The following is a 22,858-nucleotide window of genomic DNA, read 5'->3' as shown; positions in this document are numbered from 1 at the left end:
AGTGTTCTCGCGCAAGTGCTCTCCCTGAAGATTATCGTTCCGCACGCTCCAGCGTGGGAACGCCGTTCTGGACGCTCTGCGTCCGATCCTGGACGCGGAGCATTGACACGATAGTCAGACTGCACTTAAAGGCTACGAATTACTTACCGACCACGTCGCCACGCATTGGCGCCAACCGGGCGATCAAACGGTTCTGGACCGGAACCGGGACGTTCTCGGTGTCCATCGCTGCGATCAGGTTTTCAACCAGCGCGTTGAAATCGCTGGGGGTAAGGTTCTGGCCCTTGTGCGACTCGGCCATGCTGTCACCGGTGTAACGGCACGGGCCGCCCGCTTCGACACAGAGTTGCTCGACCAGTTTGTCGCGCAGACGCACGATGTCGACTTTCTTGAAGCGCTCGACAATCCGGTCATCCCTGGCCACGTTCATGAGCATGCCTTCGACGATGCGCTGGATGCCGGCACGCTGGCCAAGGTCTCGATAAAGACTGTCATCCTTGGGGGGCTGTTGCTGTTGGGCGCAACCGGCCAGCACCGTCAGCATCAGACAGATCAGCAAGCGTCTCATCAGAAACTCCCCTGCACAGACAGATAAGTGCCGTTCTGGTTATCCAGCGTGGCGATTTCGCCCAGACGGGCGTAGGCCAATACAACGGACAGATGCTTGTTGGGGAAATAACCGAGAAACACATCTGCCCAGTCGCTCTCGCCAGCAAACGAAAGATTATCCGGCTTTTCGCGATATTCGACGCCAAGCGCCCAGCGCGGATTGAACAGCACCGCTACCGAGCCCTCCTTGAGCAGACTGCGACTGTCACGCCGGTCCCCGCCAAACCCGAGCAGACCGGTTTCGTTGGCGCGGCTATAACGCATGCCACCGTTGACCACGACGTTGTAGCCAAACGCCGCGCCCATGAACAGCCGACTGGCCGTCAGATACCCTTCGACATCCGAATCACGCTTGGCCCCCACCAGACTCGGGATCAGGAAATCGTTCTGATGCTTGTACTGCACGCCCAGGGAAACCTGCGGCAGGCTTTCATAGATCAGGTCGCCGAACAGGCGCACTTTGACGCCGAACACGTCCTGGCTGAGGTTGTCGTCCGGCAGGCTGAGCCTGTGCTGCAGGTTGCTGATATCGAAACGTTGGTGAGCATAGGAAAACTCGACGCGGTTGCCATAGGCGACGGCGAGGCCTGCCACATCAAGGTTGTAGTCCGGCAGATTGATGTGCGTGGCGAAGGCTGTCGCCCCCCACTCGCCTTGCTCGCTGTAACCGGTGATCACCGCCCATGGGGTGATACCGCCACCGGCGCTGCCCTCAATACTGGTTGCGCCACCTGTGGCGATAAGTCGGCCGTTGTCGCCCAGCGCGAGCGTCGGGGCAACCCCTGCCACACCCGCCAAAAGATAACTCAACAGTAATGATGTCTTGTAGGACATGGATTAATTCACCATAAGACTGGGTGATGCCTGATACGTAGCAATCCATGCCTCAAATGCTGACGCCGTCAGCGGCCGACTGATCAGGTAACCCTGGGCCGTATCGCAATGCCAACGCCGGAGCAGGTCCAGACTGTGTTGGTACTCGACACCCTCTGCCACCACCTTGAGTCCGAGGTTATGGCTCATTTCGATGGTCGACCGCACGATCACCGCGTCTTCGCTGGTTTCATCCAGGTTGCGCACGAAAGACTGGTCGATTTTCAACTCCTGCACTGGCAAACGCTTCAAGTGGGCCAGTGACGAGTAACCGGTGCCGAAGTCATCGACCGACAGGCTGATACCGCAGTCGCGTAGACGATGCAGAACCACCAGGGCTTTCTCCGGCTCGCTCATGACCGCGCTCTCGGTTATCTCAAATACCAGTTGTTCGGCAGGCACCGCGTATTGCTTGAGCAGTTTCATGACATAACCGGCCAGATCGTCGCCCAGCAGGTCGTCGGCGGAAATGTTGACCGATACCTGCAGCACCAGACCGCGCTGGCGCCATTCGGCCAACTGACGCATTGCCTCTTCGATAACCCAGTTAGTCAGCAGGTTGATACTGCCGGTGCGCTCGGCGAGCACAATGAATTCGGCTGGCGAAACATTGCCAAAGCGCGGGTGAGTCCAGCGCAGCAGGGCTTCCGCCTGACGAACATAGCCCTGACGGATATCCAGTTTGGGTTGGTAATGGAGCATCAGTTCGCCATTCTGCGGAGCCTTGCGCAGGTCGCGGATCAGACATATCTGACGCTGGTGAGCGAGGTCACGTCCGTCCTGGTAGATCTGCAGGCGACCGGGAATGAACGCTGCGTCCTTGCGTGCAATCGCCGCACGGTTGACCAGTTCCTGAGCCGAATCACCGTGTTCCGGATAAACCGTGATGCCTATGCAGCACTCAAGCATCAGATCATGGTTGTCGATACGTTGCGGCTCGCTGAGCAAACGCTGCACGGCGTCGGCCATGCCCACCGCGCCGTCACTGGCAGTGTTGTCCAGCAACAGCAAGAACTCGTTGGCACTCAGCCGTGCCACCGTGTCGCCAGACCGCAAATTGCCCTGCAAACGCTGCCCCAACTGGCGTAACAGTTGCTCAACGCCTTCGGCACCCGCACTTTCGTTGATCGTGGCCAGGTTCTCGATGCCTAGGTACAGCAAGGCGACCGTGCGATTTGCCGCAATCAAACTGCCAAGACGTTCCATCACCAACGCTCGATTGGGCAGGCCGGTCAGGTTGTCGTGCAGAGCGTTGTGAGCCAACTGCCCTTCGCGCACGGCGATGCCCTGTTGCATGGTGTTGATCGCGTCGGCGAGCATGCCCAATTCGTCACTGCGCACCAGGGTTACCGGCGTTTTATAGTCGCCATCGCCAATACGTTTGGCCGCAATAGCCAACTCCTGCACCGGCAGCGACACGCTGCGGGCCAGCGCCAGCGTACCAAGCAGCGACGCCAGCAATGCGATCATGGAAATCCAGAAAATCTTTTCATTCAGCGGTGCAAACGCTTGATAAGCCTTGTCCAGCGGGCTCTGCAACAGCGCGATCACTTGACCGTCGTCGCCATTGCTGCTTTTGGCCAGCATCAGCGTTTGACTGAGAAAGTTGAGGTTCGCTTGCTCGGTCAGCAGCATCTGCCCTTCAGAGGAACTGCGCATCAGCTCGATCAGACCAGCGTACAAGGCTTTGGGCTGGGTGCTGATCAGTTCCCCGGACTGGCCGTTTTCCACCGTGAGAAACGACACTTCCAGCCCACTGAGAGAACGCAGCTCTTCAGCAATGCCACTGTCGATGGTGAAGCCCATCACTACGCGGCCTATCGGCAACGGCGCAAGCACGGTACTTTCCACCAGCAAATGAGGTATTCCGCCACCCGGAATAATAAGCACTGACTGACCAGCAAGCTTGGCGTTGCGCAGCGCCTGGTCATAGACAAACCTGGACCCCTCCGGCACCGCTGTCTCGGTACTGGCAACCACCACGCCATCCATGCCCAGCAGGAACATATCGCTGGCGTTGATGCGTTTGCCATGATTGAGCAGTACCGATCGAATGGTCGATGAATCGGCACTCGCTACAGCATCACGAAACCCGAAGTCGGCCGCCAACAGTTGCACGGCGTCACGCAGACGCTTGCCGCGCAGATCAATCAGCCGCTCGAACACACGGCTACCCACTTCCAGCTGCGCCTGGGCCTGAGTGCGCACCGCGTCGTCGGTCGCAACCTTGACCGCGAGAAAGACTGCGCCCACGACAATCAGCAACAGGGCAATCAGAACCCCGGCGATGCGCGCCTGAAAGCTGGCTTTAAATTTCATTCATGTGCGGCCTTGTGAAAAGCGTCGCCGAAACCGCCGGGGGCCGGCTTGCCGGGTTTGTCCTCGGCTTTCACTTCGACCGCGAGGTTGAAACGCTGGGTGAGGCCCGATGCGGGCACATCGAATTCACCGCCCGATACAGGCTGCATGTCTTCAATTTGCGGATGCCAGAGCGTGGCAGCGTAGTGTCCGGCTGGCACCTGATCGAGTTTGAGCAGGCCATTGCTGTCCGTCACGCCGAACCAGGGTTCGTCCGTGACATAGATGTAGCCGACCATCCAGTCATGGATGTTGCAGCCCAGCACCACCACACCCGGTTTGTCGAACAACAGTGGATCCGAGGGGGTGCCCTCGTAAAGTCGCAACTCGAAACGCTTGGCCGGGGAAAAGGAATAAACCTGATGGCGGATGTTGTCGCTGTTGGGAAACTTGACCTGCGTGCCGGTGTGTACCGCCAGCACATGCGGTGCAAACTCCTGGTCGCGCTGGTCCATGGCAGCCTTGAGCACTGCGGGCGACGGATCAGCCGGGCCTTTGAGCGTCACTACTGCATCTGCGAGGGGCTTGCCCTGCTTGTCGAGTACCTGCGCGGTAAAGGTAGAAGCCGATGCATTCGCAGCCGATGACATCCATAGTCCAGCCAGTAATGCCGAAATAAATACGTTGGTCATACCTGATTCAACCCATAACGGCAGCGCCGTAAATGAAATAAGCCAGCGCTGGCCAGCACGGACTGGACCAACAACTAATAAATGACAGTTTTGCAACCGCTTTACAGACTATCGACCAAGACTATTGAAACCTGAGGGCTGCTGCCCCATCTAAGAAGCATGTTCAACTTCTCAGGTGCCCCATGAGCGACCAGCAGACAGACTCGCCAGATTTGCCCGATGACGCAGACGAGCACGACGTGTCTCTGAGCTCCGACAGCACCTCGCTTGCCTTGCCCGGCCAGAACCTGCCCGACAAGGTTTACATCATCCCGATCCACAACCGTCCGTTCTTTCCGGCGCAGGTCTTGCCGGTTATCGTCAACGAAGAACCGTGGGCCGAAACGCTGGAACTGGTCAGTAAGTCGGAGCACCATTCACTGGCGTTGTTCTTTATGGACACTCCTCAGGAAGACCCGCGCCACTTCAAGACCGATGCGCTTCCCGAGTACGGCACTCTGGTCAAGGTTCACCACGCCAGCCGCGAAAATGGCCGGTTGCAGTTTGTGGCGCAAGGCTTGAGCCGTGTGCGCATTCGTACCTGGCTCAAGCATCACCGCCCACCGTATCTGGTGGAAGTTGAATACCCGCAGCAACCCAACGATCCGACTGACGAGGTGAAGGCTTACGGCATGGCTTTGATCAACGCGATCAAAGAGCTGCTGCCGCTCAACCCGCTGTACAGCGAAGAGCTGAAGAATTACCTCAACCGCTTCAGCCCCAATGATCCTTCGCCGCTCACCGACTTCGCCGCGGCCCTTACTTCGGCCACCGGCGTCGAGCTGCAAGAGGTACTCGACTGTGTGCCGATGCTCAGGCGCATGGAGAAAGTCCTGCCGATGCTGCGCAAGGAAGTCGAGGTCGCCCGCCTGCAGAAGGAAATTTCTGCCGAGGTCAATCGCAAGATCGGCGAGCATCAGCGTCAGTTCTTCCTCAAGGAGCAGCTCAAGGTTATTCAGCAGGAGCTGGGGCTGAGCAAGGACGACCGTAGTGCCGACATCGAACAGTTCGAACAGCGACTGGAAGGCAAGACCCTGCCACCGCAGGCGCGCAAGAAGTTCGACGAAGAAATAGGCAAGCTCAAGGTGCTAGAAACCGGCTCGCCGGAATATGCCGTGACGCGTAATTATCTGGACTGGACCAGTTCGTTGCCGTGGGGTGTCTACGGCGAAGACAAACTGAACCTCAAGCACGCTCGTAAAGTGCTCGATCAACACCATGCCGGCCTGGATGACATCAAGGCGCGCATTCTCGAGTTTCTTGCAGTGGGTGCCTATAAAGGCGAGATCAGCGGCTCGATCGTCCTGCTGGTGGGCCCACCGGGTGTCGGCAAGACCAGCGTCGGGCGCTCGATCGCCGAGTCGCTGGGGCGACCATTCTATCGACTGAGCGTGGGCGGCATGCGCGACGAGGCCGAAATCAAGGGCCACCGCCGTACCTACATCGGCGCCCAGCCAGGCAAGCTGGTGCAGGCGCTGAAGGATGTAGAAGTCATGAACCCGGTCATCATGCTCGATGAAATCGACAAGATGGGCCAAAGCTACCAGGGCGACCCGGCGTCTGCGCTGCTGGAAACCCTGGACCCGGAACAGAACGTCGAATTCCTCGATCACTACCTGGACCTGCGTCTGGACCTTTCCAAAGTCCTGTTCGTGTGCACCGCCAACACCCTGGACTCAATCCCCGGCCCGCTCCTTGACCGCATGGAAGTGATTCGCCTGTCCGGCTATATCACTGAAGAGAAGCTTGCGATTGCCAAACGCCACCTGTGGCCAAAGCAATTGGAGAAAGCCGGTGTTGCCAAAAGCAAGCTGAGCATCAGCGACAGCGCCCTGCGCGCCGTCATCGAAGGCTACGCTCGCGAAGCCGGTGTGCGGCATCTGGAAAAACAACTGGGCAAGCTGGTGCGCAAAGCGGTGGTCAAACTGCTGGATACGCCTGACTCGGTGATCAAGATCGGCCCGAAAGACCTTGAAGCGTCATTGGGCATGCCGGTGTTTCGCAGCGAACAGGTGCTGTCGGGCACCGGTGTGATCACAGGCCTGGCCTGGACCAGTATGGGCGGCGCGACGTTACCGATTGAAGCAACGCGCATTCACACCCTGAATCGCGGCTTCAAACTGACCGGGCAACTGGGCGATGTCATGAAAGAGTCGGCTGAAATTGCCTACAGCTACGTCAGCGCCAACCTGTCGAAGTTTGGCGGCGACGCGAAGTTCTTCGATGAAGCGTTTGTACACGTACACGTTCCCGAAGGTGCAACCCCGAAAGATGGCCCTAGCGCGGGCGTTACCATGGCCAGCGCCCTGCTGTCCCTGGCGCGTAACCAACCGCCGAAAAAAGGCGTGGCCATGACCGGCGAACTGACCCTGACCGGGCACGTATTGCCTATCGGCGGGGTGCGCGAGAAAGTCATTGCCGCGCGACGTCAGAAGATTCACGAACTGATCCTTCCGGAACCTAACCGTGGCAACTTCGAAGAACTGCCGGACTATCTCAAGGAAGGTATCACCGTTCACTTTGCCAAACGCTTTGCAGATGTGGTGAAGGTGTTGTTTTAAAGATTGATGCGGGGGCACGTCTCACACTGACTCGCTCCCGCGCCCTTCGGGCAGAATCAAAAGCGGACGTGTGTTTAACGCTGAATGATCTGACCCACAATGGGACTTCTGCCCGCAGGGCGTGGGAGCGGGCTTGTCCGCGAAGACGATGCTTCAGACGACGTATTTTCGGCGATCATACTGGCTCTTTCGCGGACAAGTCCGCTCCCACGGCCTTGACTATCTGATCTGATCAACTGATTCCGATCCTGAGCGGTATACCTGCCGTACTCCCCCCTAAAACCCTGATCGGTTATCCTTGCGCCTCGTCTCGCAAAACCGGAACTTGCCATGACCCCTGCCCGTTTCCTTGCACCGTTGAGCCTTGCGCTGCTGACGGCGTGCGCGCAAACACCGAAAAACATCGTGTCCATTGAGGCTGAAAACGACTGCCCACTGACGCTCCAGAGCGGACAGACGCTGATCCTCACCCTGCCCAGCAACCCGACAACCGGCTTTCGCTGGCTGACCCAAAACCCGGCGCAGAACATCCTGCGCAGCCTCGGGCCGGAGGTGTATGCCAACGCCGAGAGCAAGGAGATGGTCGGCAGCGGCGGGCAGTCAGTCTGGCGCTACAAGGCAACCGACGCAGGCACCGGACGACTGGTGATGACCTACCAACAGCCGTGGGCTCCGGAAGTGGCGCCGGAGCAGACTTTCGAATGCGCAATCACGGTGAACTGACCGTTTGCCCGCGGCTTGTCCGAAGGCACGCGCTGCACCATGCATCACGGCGACAACTTGGCTAGAATGCCCGCTTTTCAAAGCCTTCGCCGGAACCGCCGTGAGCAAAGAAACCGACCGCATTTTCGCCCAGCCACTGGCCCAGGTGCCTGACTTCGCCTTCAACGAAGACGTGGTGCGGGTCTTCCCGGACATGATCAAACGCTCGGTGCCCGGCTATCCGACGATTGTCGAAAACCTCGGCGTACTTGCCGCGCAGTTCGCCCAGCCGGATACCGTACTTTACGACCTTGGCAGTTCGCTGGGTGCCGTGACTCAAGCCTTGCGTCGCCATGTACGCAGCGAAGGCTGTGAAGTCATTGCGATAGATAACTCCAGTGCGATGGTCGAGCGCTGCCGTGAGTACCTCAATGCGCAGAACTCCATGTTTCAGGAGCTGTTGCCGGTGCAGGTCATCGAAGGTGACATTCTGGCGCTGGAGTTCAAGCCCGCGTCGGTGGTCGCGCTTAACTTCACCCTGCAATTCATTGCCCCCGAGCAGCGTCTGACATTGCTCGGGCGCATTCGTGATGCGCTGGTGCCAGGCGGCGCGTTGATCCTTTCGGAGAAACTGCGTTTTGATGACGAACAGGAGCATGCGCTGCTGACGGATCTGCACATCGCTTTCAAGCGCGCCAACGGCTACAGCGATCTGGAAATTGCCCAGAAGCGCAGTGCCATCGAAAACGTGATGAAGCCCGACAGCCTGGAAGAACATCGCCAACGTCTGCTCGCCGCCGGTTTTTCCAAGGTGGTGCCCTGGTTTCAATGCCTTAACTTCACCTCGTTGATTGCCCTGCCATGATTGATCTCGCTCCTCTTGTCCGCCGTCTGGCGGGAACACCTCTGGCTGATTGGGCAAACGGCTTGCAAGCCCAGCTTGATACGAAAATGGCCAAGGGTCATGGTGACTTGCAGCGCTGGCAAAGTGCGCTGGACGCGCTTCCAGACCTGCAACCCGAGCGAATCGATCTGCTCGATAGCTTTACCCTGCAAGCCGAGTGCAACGGCGAAACCCGAACCGTGCTGCGCAAGGCGTTATTAGGCCTGTCGCCTTGGCGCAAAGGGCCGTTCAATGTGTTCGGCGTACATATCGACACCGAATGGCGCTCGGACTGGAAGTGGTCACGGGTATCGCCGCATCTGGACCTGAAGGGCAAACGGGTTCTGGATGTTGGTTGCGGCAACGGCTATTACCAGTGGCGCATGCTCGGTGCCGGGGCTGACAGCGTGATTGGTGTTGACCCCAACTGGCTGTTCTTCTGCCAGTTTCAGGCCATGCAGCGCTACCTGCCTGACCTTCCTGCCTGGCATCTGCCCTTCGCACTTGAGGACTTGCCAGCCAACCTGGAAGGCTTCGATACGGTGTTCTCAATGGGGGTGCTGTATCACCGCAAATCGCCCATCGACCATTTGCTGGCCTTGAAAGACTGCCTGGTAAAAGGCGGCGAGCTGGTGATGGAAACACTGGTAGTGCCGGGCGATGTTCATCAGGTGCTGGTGCCGGAGGACCGTTACGCACAGATGCGCAATGTCTGGTTCCTGCCGTCGGTGCCCGCGCTGGAACTGTGGATGCGCCGCGCCGGTTTCACCGACGTGCGCTGCGTCGACGTCAGCCATACGACGATCGAGGAGCAGCGCAGCACCGAATGGATGCGCTTCCAGTCACTGAGCGACTATCTGGACCCTGCCGATCACAGCAAGACCGTCGAAGGCTTGCCAGCGCCGATGCGCGCTGTGATTGTGGGGCGCAAGCCTTGATCAGGACGACTACCGAGCGGCCGCCACGATCAGCGCTTTCATTTCTGCCACCGCCGCTTTGAACCCTACGAACAGAGCATGAGCCACCAACGCGTGGCCGATGTTCAGTTCGTTGATGCCCTTGATCGCTGCGACTGCTTCGACGTTATGATAATGCAGGCCGTGACCGGCGTTGACGATCAGGCCCTGGGCGAGACCAAACGCTACGCCGTCGGCTACCCGCTGCAGTTCTTCGGCGACTTCAGTCGGGGTCTGAGCATCGGCATAGCGACCGGTATGCAGTTCAATGGCAGGTGCACCGACGCGCTTTGAAGCGGCGATCTGGCGCTCATCGGCGTCGATAAACAACGAGACCTCGCTGCCGATTTTCGCCAGCCGCTCGACCGCTGACTTGATCCGCGCTTCCTGGCCCGCGACGTCCAGCCCGCCTTCGGTAGTCAGCTCCTGGCGTGTCTCCGGCACCAGGCAGATATGCGCAGGACGAATGCGCTCGGCAAACGCGAGCATTTCTTCGGTCACGCCCATCTCGAAATTCATGCGGGTCTGCAGCACGTCCTTGAGCAGCAAGACGTCACGTTCCTGAATATGTCGACGGTCTTCACGCAGGTGAACGGTGATGCCGTCGGCACCTGCCTCTTCGGCGTCCAGTGCTGCCTTGACCGGGTCCGGATAGCGCGTGCCACGAGCCTGACGCAAGGTGGCTACATGGTCGATATTCACGCCGAGAAGGATGCGAGTGCTTTGGGTCACGGTGGTCTCCAGAAAAATGAGCGAGCTGGTCGAAGCAGGCTGTAGAGAATAAAGCCTGATCAAGGCTTGCGAAACAGTTCACGACTGACAAGTGGGCGGCCGCCCAGATGCACAGCCAGCGCCTGACGCATCAGACGCTTGGCAGCAGACAACGCACCGGGGACGCTCCAGTCCGCTTCGGACATGGCCAGCAATTCTGCGCCTTGAAACAGGCCGGGCTGAAGCAGGTAAACGCGCTCAAGCCCGGAATCCACTTGCAGGCGGTACATGCCATCAATTGCCAGCGGCTCGCCGTTGATGTCGGCGTCCATGGCAAAGCCGTAGCCCAGATCATCCAGCAACCGCCATTCGAACGAACGCAGCAAAGGTTCCAGCGGACGGCCCAGCGCGAGGGCCAGCAATGTGGCGGCGTAATGTTCGAATACGGCTGGATGCGGATCTTCGGCAGGCAACAGGCGAATCAGCAGTTCGTTGAGGTACATGCCGCTGAACAGCGCCTCGCCGGTCATCCAGGTAGCAACGCCTGCGCTTTCCATGCGGCCGACATTCTTGAGTTCGCCACGCCCTCGAAACTCGACTTCAAGCGGCACGAACGGACGTGCCAGCGAGCCTGCCTTGCCTTTGGCACTGCGTAGCACTGCACGTAGCCGCCCTTGGGGCGTGAGGAAATCGACCAGCGCGCTGTTTTCGCGATACGCACGGCTATGGAGCACATAAGCAGGTTGGCCGGTGGGCGCGCTCATCAGGCTGGCTCGAAAGAGAAGTGTTCGCCCAACCGCAGAGGGTCAGGCGAAAGGGCAGCTTAGAGGTCGCCGTAGCCGAGCGAGCGAAGGGCGCGCTCGTCATCGGACCAGCCACCTTTGACCTTGACCCACAGGTTAAGCATGACTTTGGAGTCGAACAGCAGCTCCATGTCGCGACGCGCATCACTGCCAATGCGCTTGATACGGTCGCCCTTGTCGCCAATGATGATTTTCTTCTGCCCGTCACGCTCGACGAGAATCAGCGCATGGATATGCAGGGTGCGGCCCTGCTGCTTGAACTCTTCGATCTCGACAGTGATCTGGTACGGAAGCTCGGCACCCAACTGACGCATGATCTTCTCGCGAACCAGCTCGGCAGCCAGAAAGCGGCTGCTGCGATCAGTGATCTGATCTTCCGGGAAGAAGTGATCATTTTCGGGCAGGTGCGAGGCAATCAGGCTTTCCAGCGCTTCCAGGTTGTGGCCATGCTGCGCGGAGATAGGCACGATGGACGCATTCGGCAGTTGGCCTTGCAGCCACTCCAGGTGCGGCATCAGATCGCTCTTGTCTTCAATGCGATCGGTTTTGTTGATCGCCAGAATGACCGGGCCTTGCACGTACTGAACACGCTCCAGAACCATCTGGTCTTCGTCGGTCCAGCGGGTGCGATCCACGACGAAGATCACCACGTCGACGTCTTTCAACGCAGCCGAAGCAGTCTTGTTCATGTAGCGGTTGAGCGCTTTCTCGCCATTCTTGTGCATGCCGGGAGTGTCGACATAGATCGCCTGCACGGCACCCTCGGTCTTGATCCCGAGCATGTTGTGACGCGTGGTCTGCGGCTTGCGCGAGGTGATCGCCAGCTTTTGACCCAGAATATGGTTGAGCAGCGTGGACTTGCCTACGTTGGGACGGCCGACAATGGCAACATAGCCACAGCGTGTTGCGGTTGTATCATTCATGACCGTTCTCCACGCCCAGGGCAATAAGTGCTGCTGCTGCGGCTACCTGTTCGGCAATCCGGCGGCTGACACCCTGTCCTCGGCTTTTTTCATTCAATAGGTTGATCTCGCATTCGACGAAAAACGTCCGGCAATGCGGTTCACCCTGGATATCCACCACCTCGTAACGCGGCAGTTCGCAGGCCCGCGACTGGAGAAATTCCTGCAGTCGGGTCTTGGGGTCCTTGTTGGTGTCTACCAGCGTCAGGCTGTCGAACTCGGTTGTCAGCCAGGCCAGAACACGCTCGCGCGCAGCCTCCATGCCAGCGTCCAGGTAGATCGCCCCGATCAGCGCTTCAAGGGCGTCGGCGAGAATCGACTCGCGACGGAAACCACCGCTTTTCAGCTCGCCGGACCCCAGGCGAAGGTACTCGCCCAGATCGAAACCACGGGCCAGCAATGCAAGGGTTTCACCCTTCACCAGGCGCGCACGCAAGCGCGACAACTGGCCTTCGCGGGCCTGAGGGAAGCGTTCGAACAACGCCTCGCCCGCCACGAAGTTGAGAATGGCATCACCGAGAAATTCCAGACGCTCGTTGTTGCGACCGGCAAAACTGCGATGGGTCAGGGCCAGGACCATCAGTTCCTGATCCTTGAAGGTATAGCCGAGCTGACGCTCAAGGCGGCTCAAGGATACGCTCACGGTTTACCCACACTGAATTGCTTGTCGAACTTCATCACCAGATCGATGTTCTGGAACCACGGTTCACGCTGCTCATAGTTCAAATGAGCCTTGAACGCATTGTTCTCCACCGTCACTTTCAACGCCTTGTTCAAATCTATATCCCGAATGCTGTTGACCTGCATGTTCTTACCGACATAACCGTAGAAATCGTCGACCGTGGTAATGTCCAGGGCCTGATTGGTGTCGACCGTTTCGATGATTTTCTTCATCGTCATATAGTCGAGGTAATGCGGGACCAGCTTGAAGGCCGTGCTCGTCGCGAACGCGACAAGCGCCAGCACCAACAGCCATCCCACTAGCGAAAAACCTTTTTGAGAAGTAGAGAACGTCATGTTCGACTTCAACCTCGAGAGTTCACTGCCTGCCCGACCGGGTCGACTCAGGGTTCAGAGGCGTTTCCAGTCAGCCCAAATGACATACGGCGCTGCTCCAGGCAGCGCCGCATCGATTACTTGATCAACCCTACGCGTGCAAAATTAGGGAAGTGGCTCAATTTCGGCTCCGGCCAGCTCATCCAGACGGCGAACGCCTTGCCTACGATGTTCTTGTCCGGGACCATGCCCAGTTCGTCCTTGGGAATATTGGGATCATCCCAATAACGGCTGTCATTCGAGTTGTCGCGGTTGTCGCCCATCATGAAGTAGTGCGCAGCAGGCACCGTCCATTCACTGTCAGGCGGCGCGCGGTATCGGCTCATTTCCTGACGGATCTGATGTTCGACTGCGCCCAGTTGTTCTTCGTACAGTTCTGCACTGCCCAGTGTACCGGGCTCGGTGCCGATCAGCTTCTTGGCAACCAGCTCACCGTTGATGAACAACCGCTTGTCGCTGGTATAGCGAATGCGATCACCCGGCAGACCGACGACACGCTTGATGTAGTTGACGCTTGGGTCGCTTGGGTAGCGGAACACCATCACATCGCCACGCTGCGGATCACCGAGCTGGATGACCTTCTGATCCAGTACCGGCAGGCGGATGCCATAAGCGAACTTGTTGACCAGAATGAAATCACCCACATCCAGCGTCGGCTTCATGGAGCCCGAAGGAATCTGGAACGGCTCTACCAGAAACGAGCGGAGCACCAGCACGATAAACAACACCGGAAAGAACGATTTGCCGTACTCAACCAGCAAAGGCTCTTTGTTCAAGCGCTCTACGACAGCAATGTCAGGTTCGCCGACGCTTCCCTGATAGTTCGAAATGGCAGCCCGGCGACGAGGCGCCAGGATGACCAGATCAATCAGTGCAAGCACGCCACAGACGAACACAGCGATGACCAACAACAGCGGAAAATTTAGTGACATAGGACCTGACTATTCCAACCTGAGCACTGCGAGGAAGGCTTCCTGTGGAATTTCCACGTTACCGACCTGCTTCATGCGTTTCTTACCGGCCTTTTGCTTCTCCAGCAATTTACGCTTGCGGCTGACGTCGCCGCCGTAGCATTTGGCCAGTACGTTCTTTCTAAGCGCCTTGACGGTTGTCCGGGCCACGATCTGACCGCCAATGGCGGCCTGAATTGCCACGTCGAACATTTGTCGAGGGATCAGCTCTTTCATCTTCTCGGTCAACGCACGCCCTTTGTAATGAGCGTTGTCGCGGTGAACGATCAATGCCAGGGCATCGACCTTCTCGGCGTTGATCAGAACGTCGAGCTTGACCAGGTTGGCCGACTGGTAACGATCAAAATGATAATCCAGGGAAGCATAACCGCGGCTGACAGACTTGAGACGATCGAAGAAGTCCAGAACCACTTCGTTCATCGGCAAATCGTAGCTCACCTGAACCTGGGTGCCGAGGAACAGCATGTCGTGCTGTACGCCACGTTTTTCGATGCACAACGTAATGACGTTGCCCAGGTGCTCCTGCGGCACAAGAATATTTGCGCGAACGATAGGCTCGCGCATGTCTTCGATGGACGACAGGTCAGGCAGTTTGGACGGGTTATCGACATAAATCGTTTCGCCGGTCTTCAGCAAAAGCTCGAAGATTACGGTTGGCGCGGTGGTGATCAGGTCGAGATTGTATTCACGCTCGAGACGCTCCTGGATGATCTCCATGTGGAGCATGCCGAGGAAGCCACAACGGAAGCCGAAGCCCAGTGCATCGGAGCTTTCCGGCAGGTATTGCAGCGAAGAGTCATTCAGCGTCAGCTTTTGCAGGGCTTCACGGAAGTCTTCGAAATCGTCCGAGCTGACCGGGAACAGGCCGGCGTATACCTGAGGCTGGATACGCTTGAAGCCGGGCAGCACGTCTACATCGGGCGTGGTGCTCAGGGTCAGGGTGTCACCAACCGGCGCGCCGTGAATGTCCTTGATACCGGCAATGATAAAGCCCACTTCGCCGGCTTTCAGATCAACGGTTGCCGTGTGCTTGGGGTTGAACACGCCAACGCTGTCGACCAGATGCAGCTTACCGGTGGACTTGACGAGGATCTTGTCGCCTTTCTTGACGCGACCGTGGCGCACGCGCACCAGAGACACGACGCCCAGGTAGTTGTCGAACCAGGAGTCGATGATCAACGCTTGCAGCGGATCTTCGATGTTGCCGGTCGGTGCGGGAATGGTTGCTACCAGACGCTCGAGGACCTCGTCCACGCCCATGCCGCTCTTGGCGCTGCACGCCACGGCATCGGTGGCGTCGATACCGATGATCTTCTCGATCTCTTCCTTGACGCGGTCCGGATCGGCCTGCGGCAAGTCCATCTTGTTCAATACCGGCATGACCTCTAGGCCCTGCTCGATGGCGGTGTAGCAGTTGGCGACCGATTGAGCCTCGACGCCCTGCCCTGCATCGACCACCAGCAACGCACCTTCGCACGCGGCCAATGAACGGCTGACTTCATAGGTGAAGTCGACGTGCCCCGGGGTGTCAATGAAGTTCAACTGGTAGGTGATACCGTCTTTGGCCTTGTAATACAGGGTAACGCTATGGGCCTTGATGGTGATCCCGCGCTCGCGCTCAAGATCCATGGAGTCGAGCACCTGGGCTTCCATTTCGCGCTCGGACAGGCCGCCGCACATTTGAATGAAGCGGTCGGCCAGCGTCGACTTGCCATGGTCAATGTGGGCGATGATGGAGAAATTGCGGATATGACTCAAATCACTCACGGATCAACACTCAAAAAGGTTGCAGGCAGATTGCCCGCCGAAAAATAGCCGGGAATTGTACCTGAACTAAGCAAGAGGCGTCACGCTTACAGGTACCCGGATAGGCACAAGGTAAACAAACAGGTACAAAAAAGGGTGGCCGCAGCCACCCTTCCCGGTCAAACCGCCCTGTTACTCGGACAGCTTGAAGGTGATGAAGGTCGCACGGCCCTGACGCAGAACACGCATCGAAACAGAGCGATCCTTGGGCAGGCTTTTCGCCACCTCAGTGAACTGCTTACTGGACGTAATCGCCTGGTTGTTCAGATGAGTGATCACATCACCCGGCTGCAGGCCAATCAGCGAAGCCGGACCACCTGTGACTTCCTTGATGGCCACACCGCCCTTGAGGTCCAGGGATTTCTTCTGCTCGGCAGTCAGTTCGATCACCGACACGCCCAGACGGTTGCTGCTGCGTTCGGCGCCTGTGCCAGCAACATCGCCCATTTCCTGACCTTCGTCAGGCAGCGCGCCAACAGTGACCGTCAGCTTCTGACGCTTGCCGTCGCGAATCACTTCAAGTTCGGCCTTACTGCCGTCCTTGAGGTTGCCTATCAAGTGCGGCAGGTCAGCCGACATGATGATTGGCTGACCGTTGGCACTCAGAATCACGTCGCCAACCTGCAGGCCACCCTTGGCAGCCGGGCCATCTTCAAGCACCTGAGCAACCAGCGCACCGGCAGGCTTGTCCAGACCAAACGATTCGGCAAGGTCTTTGTTCACTTCCTGAATAACCACACCCAACCAGCCACGGCTGACTTTGCCGCTGGCCTTGAGCTGGTTGGCCACATCCATGGCGACGTCAATCGGAATCGCGAACGACAGCCCCATGAAACCACCGGAGCGGGTAAATATCTGCGAGTTGATCCCGACTACCTCACCCGCCATGTTGAACAGCGGGCCACCCGAGTTACCCGGGTTGATGGCCACGTCAGTCTGAATGAACGGCACATACGTGTCGTTTGGCAGACTACGACCCTTGGCGCTGACAATGCCTTTGGTCACGGAGTGATCGAAGCCGAATGGCGAGCCGATCGCCAGCACCCACTCACCCACCTTGAGCGTATTGGAGTTGCCCAGTTTCGCTGTAGGGAGGTCCTTGCCGTCAATTTTCAGAACCGCAACGTCGGTGCGCGAGTCGGTACCGATCAGCTTGGCTTTCAACTCGCTGCGATCGGAAAGGCGCACAAGAATCTCGTCGGCACCATCGATCACATGATTATTGGTCAGAATGTAACCATCGGGGGAAATGATAAAGCCCGAGCCCAGTGACTGGGCTTCGCGCTGACGATCACCCTTGCCGGCTCCCGGCGGACGCGACCCTGGCGGCATGCTGCGCTCGAGAAATTCGCGCAGCATGGGCGGCAAGCCTTCCAGGTCAGGCATCTGCTGATTGGCTATGGCGCGATCAGGCAGTTTCTGGCGCGTACTGATATTCACCACTGCTGGCGAGGCCTGCTCGACCAGCCCGGTAAAATCCGGCAGGTTCTCGGCTTGAGCCGTAGCAACCTGGCCGAGCATGAGCACAGCGGCAATCAGTGAAAAGTAGGACTTCATGCGTGGTATCGACATATAGCTCCCGTTGGTAACGAGCAAAAAATTAAGCAGTACAAGCAACTGACTCAAAGACCTCAAGCAGCGATGCTCATCTCTGGATCAGCGACATGGCCTCTGGAAACGACAAAAGGCCAAAGCTGCGAGGCTGTGACCTATAGAAAAAAACCAGAGTTTTTGCAACGTGCAAACCTCACCAAACATTTCAGTACCTGCGCCCAGGCCAGGTTGAATGCGCCCTGGCGACTCTTGAAACCCAGGATGAAAATTTTTACATCCTGGAATTCGTGACTTCAAATGTTTATTTTTTGGCTGAAGATTCGTCGTTACGCATCGACAAGGCTATACGCTCGGCGGTGCCCATCGGTATTTCTCCGACGACCGTCACCATCATGTCGCCCTGCGGTGTTGTGAGACGACGCGAGACCGCCACTGTCGGGCCTAGCTGAGTGCGAATATCAGAAGATGCGCCGCCTTTCACTGCCTCGATGAACACTGAAAAACGCGCCAGACCGTCGCCATACATCAGATGGGTAACGGAGGATTGCGTGGAGGAGTCCTTGCGCACACCACTGCTGCTGACGTCGAAACCAGGCGGCAGCCAATCAGAATGCCATGCCACAGAACTTATGGACGGCTCAGGCTTGGCTTTCAACACAGACACGGGCTTGCAGTCGGCGCTAGTCTTGAGCATTTGCTCGGACAGAACGCCGGCGGTATCAAGATCGGTAAACTGGAAACGTTCGAGCAGTTGCCCCTTCTCGCTCAACAGAAGCGACTTGAGCACAAGACCGGTTTCGTTATCCAGGTGAAGTTCAAGGCCGTATCGATGCTGGTCCTTGGGGGACAGCGCAACGATAGTAGCCTGACGACCGGCCACTCTGGATTTTCCGACAATTTTTATGTCGTACCAGGCGGAAAGTCTTTTGACATCGAATGCGCGGGCAGATGAGTCGGCCGGATTGGCCACACCCGCTTCAAGCGTGCCGCTGACGCACTGTGTAAGCCCGTCAACACGCAGAACTTCCTGAGCAGAGCCATCAAGCTGCAACAAACGCTCCTGAACATGCCCATCCGCTATGCGGTGCCAGATTCGATGGGTGGAAAAACTACCATTGCGTTCGTATACAAAAGTGCCTTGATAGCTCTGCTGCTGATCAACCTTGGCAAGACGATTGATTGCGTCTTGCGCATCATCAGCCTGTACCGGGAGGGCAAGCCATCCACCAAGCAGTAATGGCAGTAGAGGGACGGCTCGCATGATCCTCCTTAACGGTTTTCCAGACTCGCAGCACGTGCGTAAGGCAGCGCGCTTTCAGTACCTTTCAACGCTGCTTCCTGGGCGTGCTGACGCAGGTAGCCAGGCAGACGTTGATCACCTTGACCAGCACCCTGCAACACGCCGTTGGCCATAGGGCCAGGCGCCTGCTCGGTACTTTCAGTGTAGCCAGCCAGTACGGCAGGGCCTTTCACTTGTGGAACAGTCAGGTTGGCAGGCTGTTGGGTCTGCTGTGCCAGTTGTGCACCGGCGATATCGTCCTGGTTGTACAGGCGGACACCGGCCAGAACGGCTACGGTAACCGACGCTGCAACAGCCAGACGACCCAGCGTGCGCCAAGGCCCACGTGCTGCTTTGAGCGGGCTGACTTCATCGGCGATTGCGGCAGATACAGCAGCCGAAATATCCAGATGCGGGATCAGCAGCTCTTTGTGCATAGCTGCACGAGCAACTTGGTAACGCGACCAGGTAGCGCGAGTATCGGCATCGTCAATGGCATTCAATACCCGACGTAATTCCAGTTCGTCCGCTTCGTTATCCAGTACCGCGGACAGCGATTCCTGCAGGGCTTCACGACTCATGGCGGGTTCCTCTCTTGGGCTATCGCCGCTGTCTCAGGATTCCTGCAACAACGGCTGCAGGGCTTTATCGATGGCTTCCCGAGCGCGGAAGATCCGAGAGCGCACGGTACCAACAGGACACTGCATGACGCTCGCAATGTCTTCATAACTCAGACCATCGAATTCACGTAAAGTTAGCGCCGTACGTAAATCTTCTGGGAGAAGCTGGATGGTCCGATGGACGGTGCCCTCGATCTCATCTCTCAACAATGCACGTTCCGGCGACTCGATGTCCTTGAGGCCATGATCGCCGTCGTAGAACTCCGCGTCTTCAGACCTTACATCGCTATCCGGTGGACGCCGACCTCGCGACACCAAATAGTTTTTCGCCGTGTTAATGGCGATGCGATACAGCCAGGTATAAAAAGCACTGTCACCGCGAAAGTTTCCGAGAGCACGGTAAGCCTTGATAAAGGCTTCCTGTGCAACGTCCTGAGCCTCATGGGTGTCGTGCACGAATCGCACGATCAACCCTAGAATTTTGTGCTGATACTTCAGCACCAACAGATCAAATGCTCGCGTATCGCCACGCTGTACGCGCTCGACAAGCTGCTGATCCTCTTCCTGGGTTAGCATGAACACTCCTCGTTAAGCATGAAGGAGTGCTGCAACTGACATTGTTCAGGCTCGCAAACATAGACTCGGGCTTTTCGCAAAAGTTCTCCCCCTTCAAGCAAGTTTCCTGCGGGCCATCGTAAAGCCTGCACGAAAAACGCAGCGCGACACGGTCGGCTGCGTGAATAGTCTTGTCGCCGGTTTCGCAGTTGATGATCACTTATCTAACCCTGCGAAAACGACGCTGTTCCTGTGTAGGCAACCTGCTATTGAGCATGGATCCTGGCAAAAAGTTCCATTGGCACAATCACAGGCGTGAGCCGCAGACTGCACAAAGTTCTTTGAAATCAGTGCACTGGAGCATTTCCAGTAACAGATAACAGGGAAAACAATATGCATGACATCCGGGACTGGAGCACAATCCATACCCGCTGTGGTCTCACATTGCCATGTAGGCGTGGCTATTGTGCCGTTACCCCAATACTTATACTAGTGGTCGCCAAGGGCAGAATTCGCAGATGAGTCAACATTTTCAGCATGACGTACTGGTAATTGGCAGTGGCGCTGCCGGATTGAGCCTGGCACTGACGCTTCCCGGACACCTGAGCATCGCAGTGCTGAGCAAAGGCGATCTGGCCAATGGCTCGACATTCTGGGCCCAGGGCGGTGTGGCAGCAGTACTGGATGACACCGATACCGTACAGTCTCATGTTGAAGACACGCTGAATGCCGGCGGCGGCCTTTGCAACGAAGAAGCAGTGCGTTTCACCGTCGAGCACAGCCGCGAGGCCATTCAGTGGCTGATCGATCAGGGCGTGCCTTTCACTCGGGGCGATGACGCAGATACCGACGAAAGCGGCTTTCAATTCCACCTGACACGCGAAGGCGGCCACAGCCACAGGCGGATCATCCACGCCGCCGATGCCACAGGCGCAGCGATCTTTCGTACCCTGCTTGAACAAGCCCGTAAACGGCCGAATATCGAACTGCTCGAACAGCGCGCCGCCATCGACCTGATCACCGAACGCCGTCTCGGGCTGGAAGGCCAGCGCTGCCTGGGCGCTTATGTACTCAATCGCAACAGCGGTGAAGTGGACACCTACGGCGCGCGCTTTACCATCCTCGCGTCAGGTGGCGCTGCCAAGGTTTATCTGTACACCAGCAACCCCGACGGTGCCTGCGGCGATGGCATCGCCATGGCCTGGCGTTCCGGTTGCCGGGTGGCGAATCTGGAATTCAACCAATTTCACCCCACCTGCCTGTATCACCCCCAGGCCAAGAGTTTTCTGATCACCGAAGCACTTCGCGGTGAAGGCGCTTACCTCAAGTTGCCCAGCGGCGAACGTTTTATGCCACGGTTCGACGAACGGGCAGAACTGGCCCCTCGCGATATTGTTGCCCGTGCGATAGACCACGAAATGAAGCGACTGGGTATCGACTGCGTTTATCTGGACATCAGCCACAAACCGGAAGCCTTCATCAAGACCCACTTTCCAACCGTCTACGAGCGCTGCCTGGAATTCTCCATCGACATCACTCGTCAGCCGATTCCGGTGGTCCCGGCGGCGCATTACACCTGTGGTGGTGTCATGGTAGACAGCAAGGGCCACACCGACGTGCCTGGCCTGTACGCCATCGGCGAGACCAGCTTCACCGGCCTGCACGGTGCCAACCGCATGGCCAGCAACTCACTGCTGGAATGCTTCGTGTATGCCCGCTCGGCAGCGGCAGACATCGAGCAGCAACTGGCCGACGTACAGATGCCCACCGACCTTCCGGCGTGGGACGCCAGCCAGGTCACTGATTCGGACGAAGACGTGATCATCGCGCACAACTGGGATGAACTGAGACGATTCATGTGGGACTACGTCGGCATTGTGCGTACCAACAAGCGCCTGCAACGCGCTCAGCACCGTGTGCGTTTGTTACTGGATGAGATCGACGAGTTCTACAGCAACTACAAGGTCAGCCGTGACCTGATCGAGTTGCGCAACCTGGCGCAGGTGGCGGAACTGATGATCTGTTCCGCCATGCAGCGCAAGGAAAGCCGTGGCCTGCATTACACGCTGGACTATCCCGACATGCTGCCGGAGGCGCTGGACACTATTCTGGTACCGCCCACTTACGTCGGCTGAACTTCAGGCGCACACGCAGACGCCGGTGCGTGTCCAGCGTGAGCGCATCAAGCGGAATGCAGCAGCTTTTTATCGAGCGGCCCGGCCGGCCTGCGACAATCGGGCGAAAACGCAGAATCACGACCAACGGTAACGCGAGGCTGTCCGGACATAACTGCACGGGCTGCCAGCCGTCGCGTTGATTCCACAATTGCCAGCCTTGATGATCGCGCTTCAGCGCGGTGAAGGCTGCCGGATGACTGAGCAGGATCGAGCGCGGCAACGTCCAGGCAGCATGCATCAGGCAGAACAGCACACCCAGTGCCAACGCCAACGAAGCGATGTTCAGCCAGAACAACGCGATCAGCGCCAGCAGCTGAACGGCGAGATACGCCGTCAATAGCAGGCGCGAGGCCTGCCAGTGACATTCAAATCGATCACTTGGGCTGGACACGATCCAGAATCATGCGAACCATACGTTGCAATTCAGCATCCTCGGACTCGGCGCGCTGCATGAACCAGCCGAACATGTCCTGATCTTCACAAGTGAGCAAACGGCGATACAGATCGCGGTCCACGTCATTCAAATGCGGATAGACCTCCCGGACAAACGGCACCAGCAGCACGTCCAGTTCAAGCATGCCACGGCGGCTGTGCCAGTAAAGGCGGTTGAGTTCGACGTCTTCGACCATGGAGCGCTCCTCAAAGTAGGCGGCAAGTATACAGCCGTGAGCCGGGCACGCGAATCTTGCAATGGTCGCAGCAGTTTTCACGTACCCCGTATGCATAACCTCGACTCGGCACTATGATGTGC

22 protein-coding genes are annotated in these 22,858 nt (G+C 57.8%); 5 read left to right on the top strand and 17 right to left on the bottom strand.

Features of this window, described 5'->3' with window-relative positions; all coding sequences use genetic code 11:
- Window positions 1-139 precede the first annotated feature (139 nt).
- The 4 genes from RYC18_RS03250 to RYC18_RS03235 are packed head-to-tail and all read right to left on the bottom strand — an operon-like array spanning window position 140 to window position 4,472.
- On the bottom strand, window positions 140-568 hold the full coding sequence (locus RYC18_RS03250; protein WP_004658235.1) for a group I truncated hemoglobin: 429 nt from the start codon (window positions 566-568) through the stop codon (window positions 140-142).
- Window positions 568-1,443: a DUF3034 family protein gene (locus RYC18_RS03245; RefSeq protein WP_005779243.1), complete on the bottom strand. Its 876-nt coding sequence runs from the start codon at window positions 1,441-1,443 to the stop codon at window positions 568-570. Before RYC18_RS03245 ends, RYC18_RS03250 begins: the two co-directional genes overlap by 1 nt.
- A gap of 3 nt (window positions 1,444-1,446) precedes the next feature.
- Window positions 1,447-3,801: an EAL domain-containing protein gene (locus RYC18_RS03240; protein ID WP_316883126.1), complete on the bottom strand. Its 2,355-nt coding sequence runs from the start codon at window positions 3,799-3,801 to the stop codon at window positions 1,447-1,449.
- Entirely contained in the window at window positions 3,798-4,472 is a 675-nt protein-coding gene (locus tag RYC18_RS03235; protein ID WP_316883125.1) for a methylamine utilization protein, read from the bottom strand. The genes RYC18_RS03240 and RYC18_RS03235 overlap by 4 nt, the downstream gene beginning before the upstream one ends.
- Window positions 4,473-4,654: 182 nt before the next feature.
- Here RYC18_RS03235 and lon point away from each other — a divergent pair, with 182 nt between their 5' ends.
- From lon to cmoB, 4 genes are all read left to right on the top strand, one after another.
- Window positions 4,655-7,072 carry an endopeptidase La gene (lon, locus tag RYC18_RS03230; protein ID WP_122322935.1) on the top strand — a complete coding sequence of 806 codons (2,418 nt, stop codon included), beginning with the start codon at window positions 4,655-4,657 and terminating at the stop codon, window positions 7,070-7,072.
- A 330-nt stretch (window positions 7,073-7,402) separates the two neighbouring features.
- Entirely contained in the window at window positions 7,403-7,795 is a 393-nt protein-coding gene (locus RYC18_RS03225; protein WP_002554900.1) for a protease inhibitor I42 family protein, read from the top strand.
- A gap of 100 nt (window positions 7,796-7,895) precedes the next feature.
- Window positions 7,896-8,639 carry a carboxy-S-adenosyl-L-methionine synthase CmoA gene (gene cmoA / locus RYC18_RS03220; protein WP_005735111.1) on the top strand — a complete coding sequence of 248 codons (744 nt, stop codon included), beginning with the start codon at window positions 7,896-7,898 and terminating at the stop codon, window positions 8,637-8,639.
- Window positions 8,636-9,595 carry a tRNA 5-methoxyuridine(34)/uridine 5-oxyacetic acid(34) synthase CmoB gene (gene cmoB, locus RYC18_RS03215; RefSeq protein ID WP_002554902.1) on the top strand — a complete coding sequence of 320 codons (960 nt, stop codon included), beginning with the start codon at window positions 8,636-8,638 and terminating at the stop codon, window positions 9,593-9,595. The genes cmoA and cmoB overlap by 4 nt, the downstream gene beginning before the upstream one ends.
- A 9-nt stretch (window positions 9,596-9,604) precedes the next feature.
- Here cmoB and pdxJ read toward each other — a convergent pair whose 3' ends face one another.
- The 11 genes from pdxJ to rpoE form a co-directional block, all read right to left on the bottom strand.
- Window positions 9,605-10,345 (bottom strand): pyridoxine 5'-phosphate synthase, encoded by a 741-nt coding sequence (pdxJ, locus tag RYC18_RS03210; RefSeq protein WP_316883117.1) that lies wholly within the window; start codon window positions 10,343-10,345, stop codon window positions 9,605-9,607.
- A gap of 59 nt (window positions 10,346-10,404) precedes the next feature.
- Complete coding sequence (gene recO / locus RYC18_RS03205; protein ID WP_316883116.1) at window positions 10,405-11,088, bottom strand: DNA repair protein RecO; 684 nt, start codon at window positions 11,086-11,088, stop codon at window positions 10,405-10,407.
- Between the two features lie 59 nt (window positions 11,089-11,147).
- Window positions 11,148-12,050, bottom strand: a complete 903-nt coding sequence (era, locus tag RYC18_RS03200) for a GTPase Era (protein ID WP_003363707.1) — start codon at window positions 12,048-12,050, stop codon at window positions 11,148-11,150.
- Window positions 12,043-12,732, bottom strand: a complete 690-nt coding sequence (rnc, locus tag RYC18_RS03195) for a ribonuclease III (RefSeq protein WP_002554906.1) — start codon at window positions 12,730-12,732, stop codon at window positions 12,043-12,045. The genes era and rnc overlap by 8 nt, the downstream gene beginning before the upstream one ends.
- On the bottom strand, window positions 12,729-13,106 hold the full coding sequence (locus RYC18_RS03190; RefSeq protein ID WP_002554907.1) for a DUF4845 domain-containing protein: 378 nt from the start codon (window positions 13,104-13,106) through the stop codon (window positions 12,729-12,731). Before RYC18_RS03190 ends, rnc begins: the two co-directional genes overlap by 4 nt.
- A gap of 116 nt (window positions 13,107-13,222) precedes the next feature.
- Complete coding sequence (lepB, locus tag RYC18_RS03185; protein WP_002554908.1) at window positions 13,223-14,077, bottom strand: signal peptidase I; 855 nt, start codon at window positions 14,075-14,077, stop codon at window positions 13,223-13,225.
- Between the two features lie 9 nt (window positions 14,078-14,086).
- Window positions 14,087-15,883 (bottom strand): translation elongation factor 4, encoded by a 1,797-nt coding sequence (lepA, locus tag RYC18_RS03180; RefSeq protein WP_010200891.1) that lies wholly within the window; start codon window positions 15,881-15,883, stop codon window positions 14,087-14,089.
- Between the two features lie 171 nt (window positions 15,884-16,054).
- A complete protein-coding gene (locus RYC18_RS03175; RefSeq protein ID WP_223216152.1) occupies window positions 16,055-17,479 on the bottom strand; it encodes a DegQ family serine endoprotease in 1,425 nt (474 codons plus the stop codon).
- Window positions 17,480-17,777: 298 nt separating this feature from the next.
- Window positions 17,778-18,737, bottom strand: coding sequence for a MucB/RseB C-terminal domain-containing protein (locus RYC18_RS03170; RefSeq protein WP_005779219.1), 960 nt, complete (start codon window positions 18,735-18,737; stop codon window positions 17,778-17,780).
- Window positions 18,738-18,745: 8 nt separating this feature from the next.
- Window positions 18,746-19,336: an anti sigma-E factor RseA C-terminal domain-containing protein gene (locus RYC18_RS03165; RefSeq protein ID WP_004658251.1), complete on the bottom strand. Its 591-nt coding sequence runs from the start codon at window positions 19,334-19,336 to the stop codon at window positions 18,746-18,748.
- Window positions 19,337-19,369: 33 nt separating this feature from the next.
- Window positions 19,370-19,951: an RNA polymerase sigma factor RpoE gene (rpoE, locus tag RYC18_RS03160; RefSeq protein WP_002554912.1), complete on the bottom strand. Its 582-nt coding sequence runs from the start codon at window positions 19,949-19,951 to the stop codon at window positions 19,370-19,372.
- A gap of 497 nt (window positions 19,952-20,448) precedes the next feature.
- Between rpoE and nadB the strand changes: the two genes are divergently transcribed.
- Window positions 20,449-22,065 carry an L-aspartate oxidase gene (nadB, locus tag RYC18_RS03155; RefSeq protein WP_316883090.1) on the top strand — a complete coding sequence of 539 codons (1,617 nt, stop codon included), beginning with the start codon at window positions 20,449-20,451 and terminating at the stop codon, window positions 22,063-22,065.
- On the opposite strand, the gene RYC18_RS03150 is transcribed toward nadB, so the two are convergent.
- Window positions 22,034-22,498: a protein YgfX gene (locus RYC18_RS03150; RefSeq protein WP_316883088.1), complete on the bottom strand. Its 465-nt coding sequence runs from the start codon at window positions 22,496-22,498 to the stop codon at window positions 22,034-22,036. The genes nadB and RYC18_RS03150 overlap by 32 nt on opposite strands.
- Window positions 22,482-22,736: a succinate dehydrogenase assembly factor 2 gene (locus RYC18_RS03145; RefSeq protein WP_003378499.1), complete on the bottom strand. Its 255-nt coding sequence runs from the start codon at window positions 22,734-22,736 to the stop codon at window positions 22,482-22,484. The genes RYC18_RS03150 and RYC18_RS03145 overlap by 17 nt, the downstream gene beginning before the upstream one ends.
- Window positions 22,737-22,858 lie beyond the last annotated feature (122 nt).

The sequence above is a fragment of the Pseudomonas syringae group sp. 247E2 genome (assembly GCF_032587795.1).
Taxonomy (GTDB): Bacteria; Pseudomonadota; Gammaproteobacteria; order Pseudomonadales; family Pseudomonadaceae; genus Aquipseudomonas; species Aquipseudomonas amygdali.
Note: the sequence above shows the minus strand (reverse complement) of the source record. Positions and strands in the feature narration are given on the sequence as shown.

Excerpts from the sequence above, each read along its gene's own strand:
- RYC18_RS03165 (WP_004658251.1), bottom strand. The coding sequence starts at position 19,336 with ATGAGTCGTGAAGCCCTGCAGGAATCGCTGTCCGCGGTACTGGATAAC.
- lepB (WP_002554908.1), bottom strand. The coding sequence starts at position 14,077 with ATGTCACTAAATTTTCCGCTGTTGTTGGTCATCGCTGTGTTCGTCTGT.
- cmoB (WP_002554902.1), top strand. The coding sequence starts at position 8,636 with ATGATTGATCTCGCTCCTCTTGTCCGCCGTCTGGCGGGAACACCTCTG.
- RYC18_RS03245 (WP_005779243.1), bottom strand. The coding sequence starts at position 1,443 with ATGTCCTACAAGACATCATTACTGTTGAGTTATCTTTTGGCGGGTGTG.
- RYC18_RS03145 (WP_003378499.1), bottom strand. The coding sequence starts at position 22,736 with ATGGTCGAAGACGTCGAACTCAACCGCCTTTACTGGCACAGCCGCCGT.
- RYC18_RS03250 (WP_004658235.1), bottom strand. The coding sequence starts at position 568 with ATGAGACGCTTGCTGATCTGTCTGATGCTGACGGTGCTGGCCGGTTGC.
- lon (WP_122322935.1), top strand. The coding sequence starts at position 4,655 with ATGAGCGACCAGCAGACAGACTCGCCAGATTTGCCCGATGACGCAGAC.
- RYC18_RS03175 (WP_223216152.1), bottom strand. The coding sequence starts at position 17,479 with ATGAAGTCCTACTTTTCACTGATTGCCGCTGTGCTCATGCTCGGCCAG.
- RYC18_RS03170 (WP_005779219.1), bottom strand. The coding sequence starts at position 18,737 with ATGCGAGCCGTCCCTCTACTGCCATTACTGCTTGGTGGATGGCTTGCC.
- rpoE (WP_002554912.1), bottom strand. The coding sequence starts at position 19,951 with ATGCTAACCCAGGAAGAGGATCAGCAGCTTGTCGAGCGCGTACAGCGT.
- RYC18_RS03225 (WP_002554900.1), top strand. The coding sequence starts at position 7,403 with ATGACCCCTGCCCGTTTCCTTGCACCGTTGAGCCTTGCGCTGCTGACG.
- recO (WP_316883116.1), bottom strand. The coding sequence starts at position 11,088 with ATGAGCGCGCCCACCGGCCAACCTGCTTATGTGCTCCATAGCCGTGCG.
- nadB (WP_316883090.1), top strand. The coding sequence starts at position 20,449 with ATGAGTCAACATTTTCAGCATGACGTACTGGTAATTGGCAGTGGCGCT.
- RYC18_RS03235 (WP_316883125.1), bottom strand. The coding sequence starts at position 4,472 with ATGACCAACGTATTTATTTCGGCATTACTGGCTGGACTATGGATGTCA.
- RYC18_RS03240 (WP_316883126.1), bottom strand. The coding sequence starts at position 3,801 with ATGAAATTTAAAGCCAGCTTTCAGGCGCGCATCGCCGGGGTTCTGATT.
- era (WP_003363707.1), bottom strand. The coding sequence starts at position 12,050 with ATGAATGATACAACCGCAACACGCTGTGGCTATGTTGCCATTGTCGGC.
- RYC18_RS03190 (WP_002554907.1), bottom strand. The coding sequence starts at position 13,106 with ATGACGTTCTCTACTTCTCAAAAAGGTTTTTCGCTAGTGGGATGGCTG.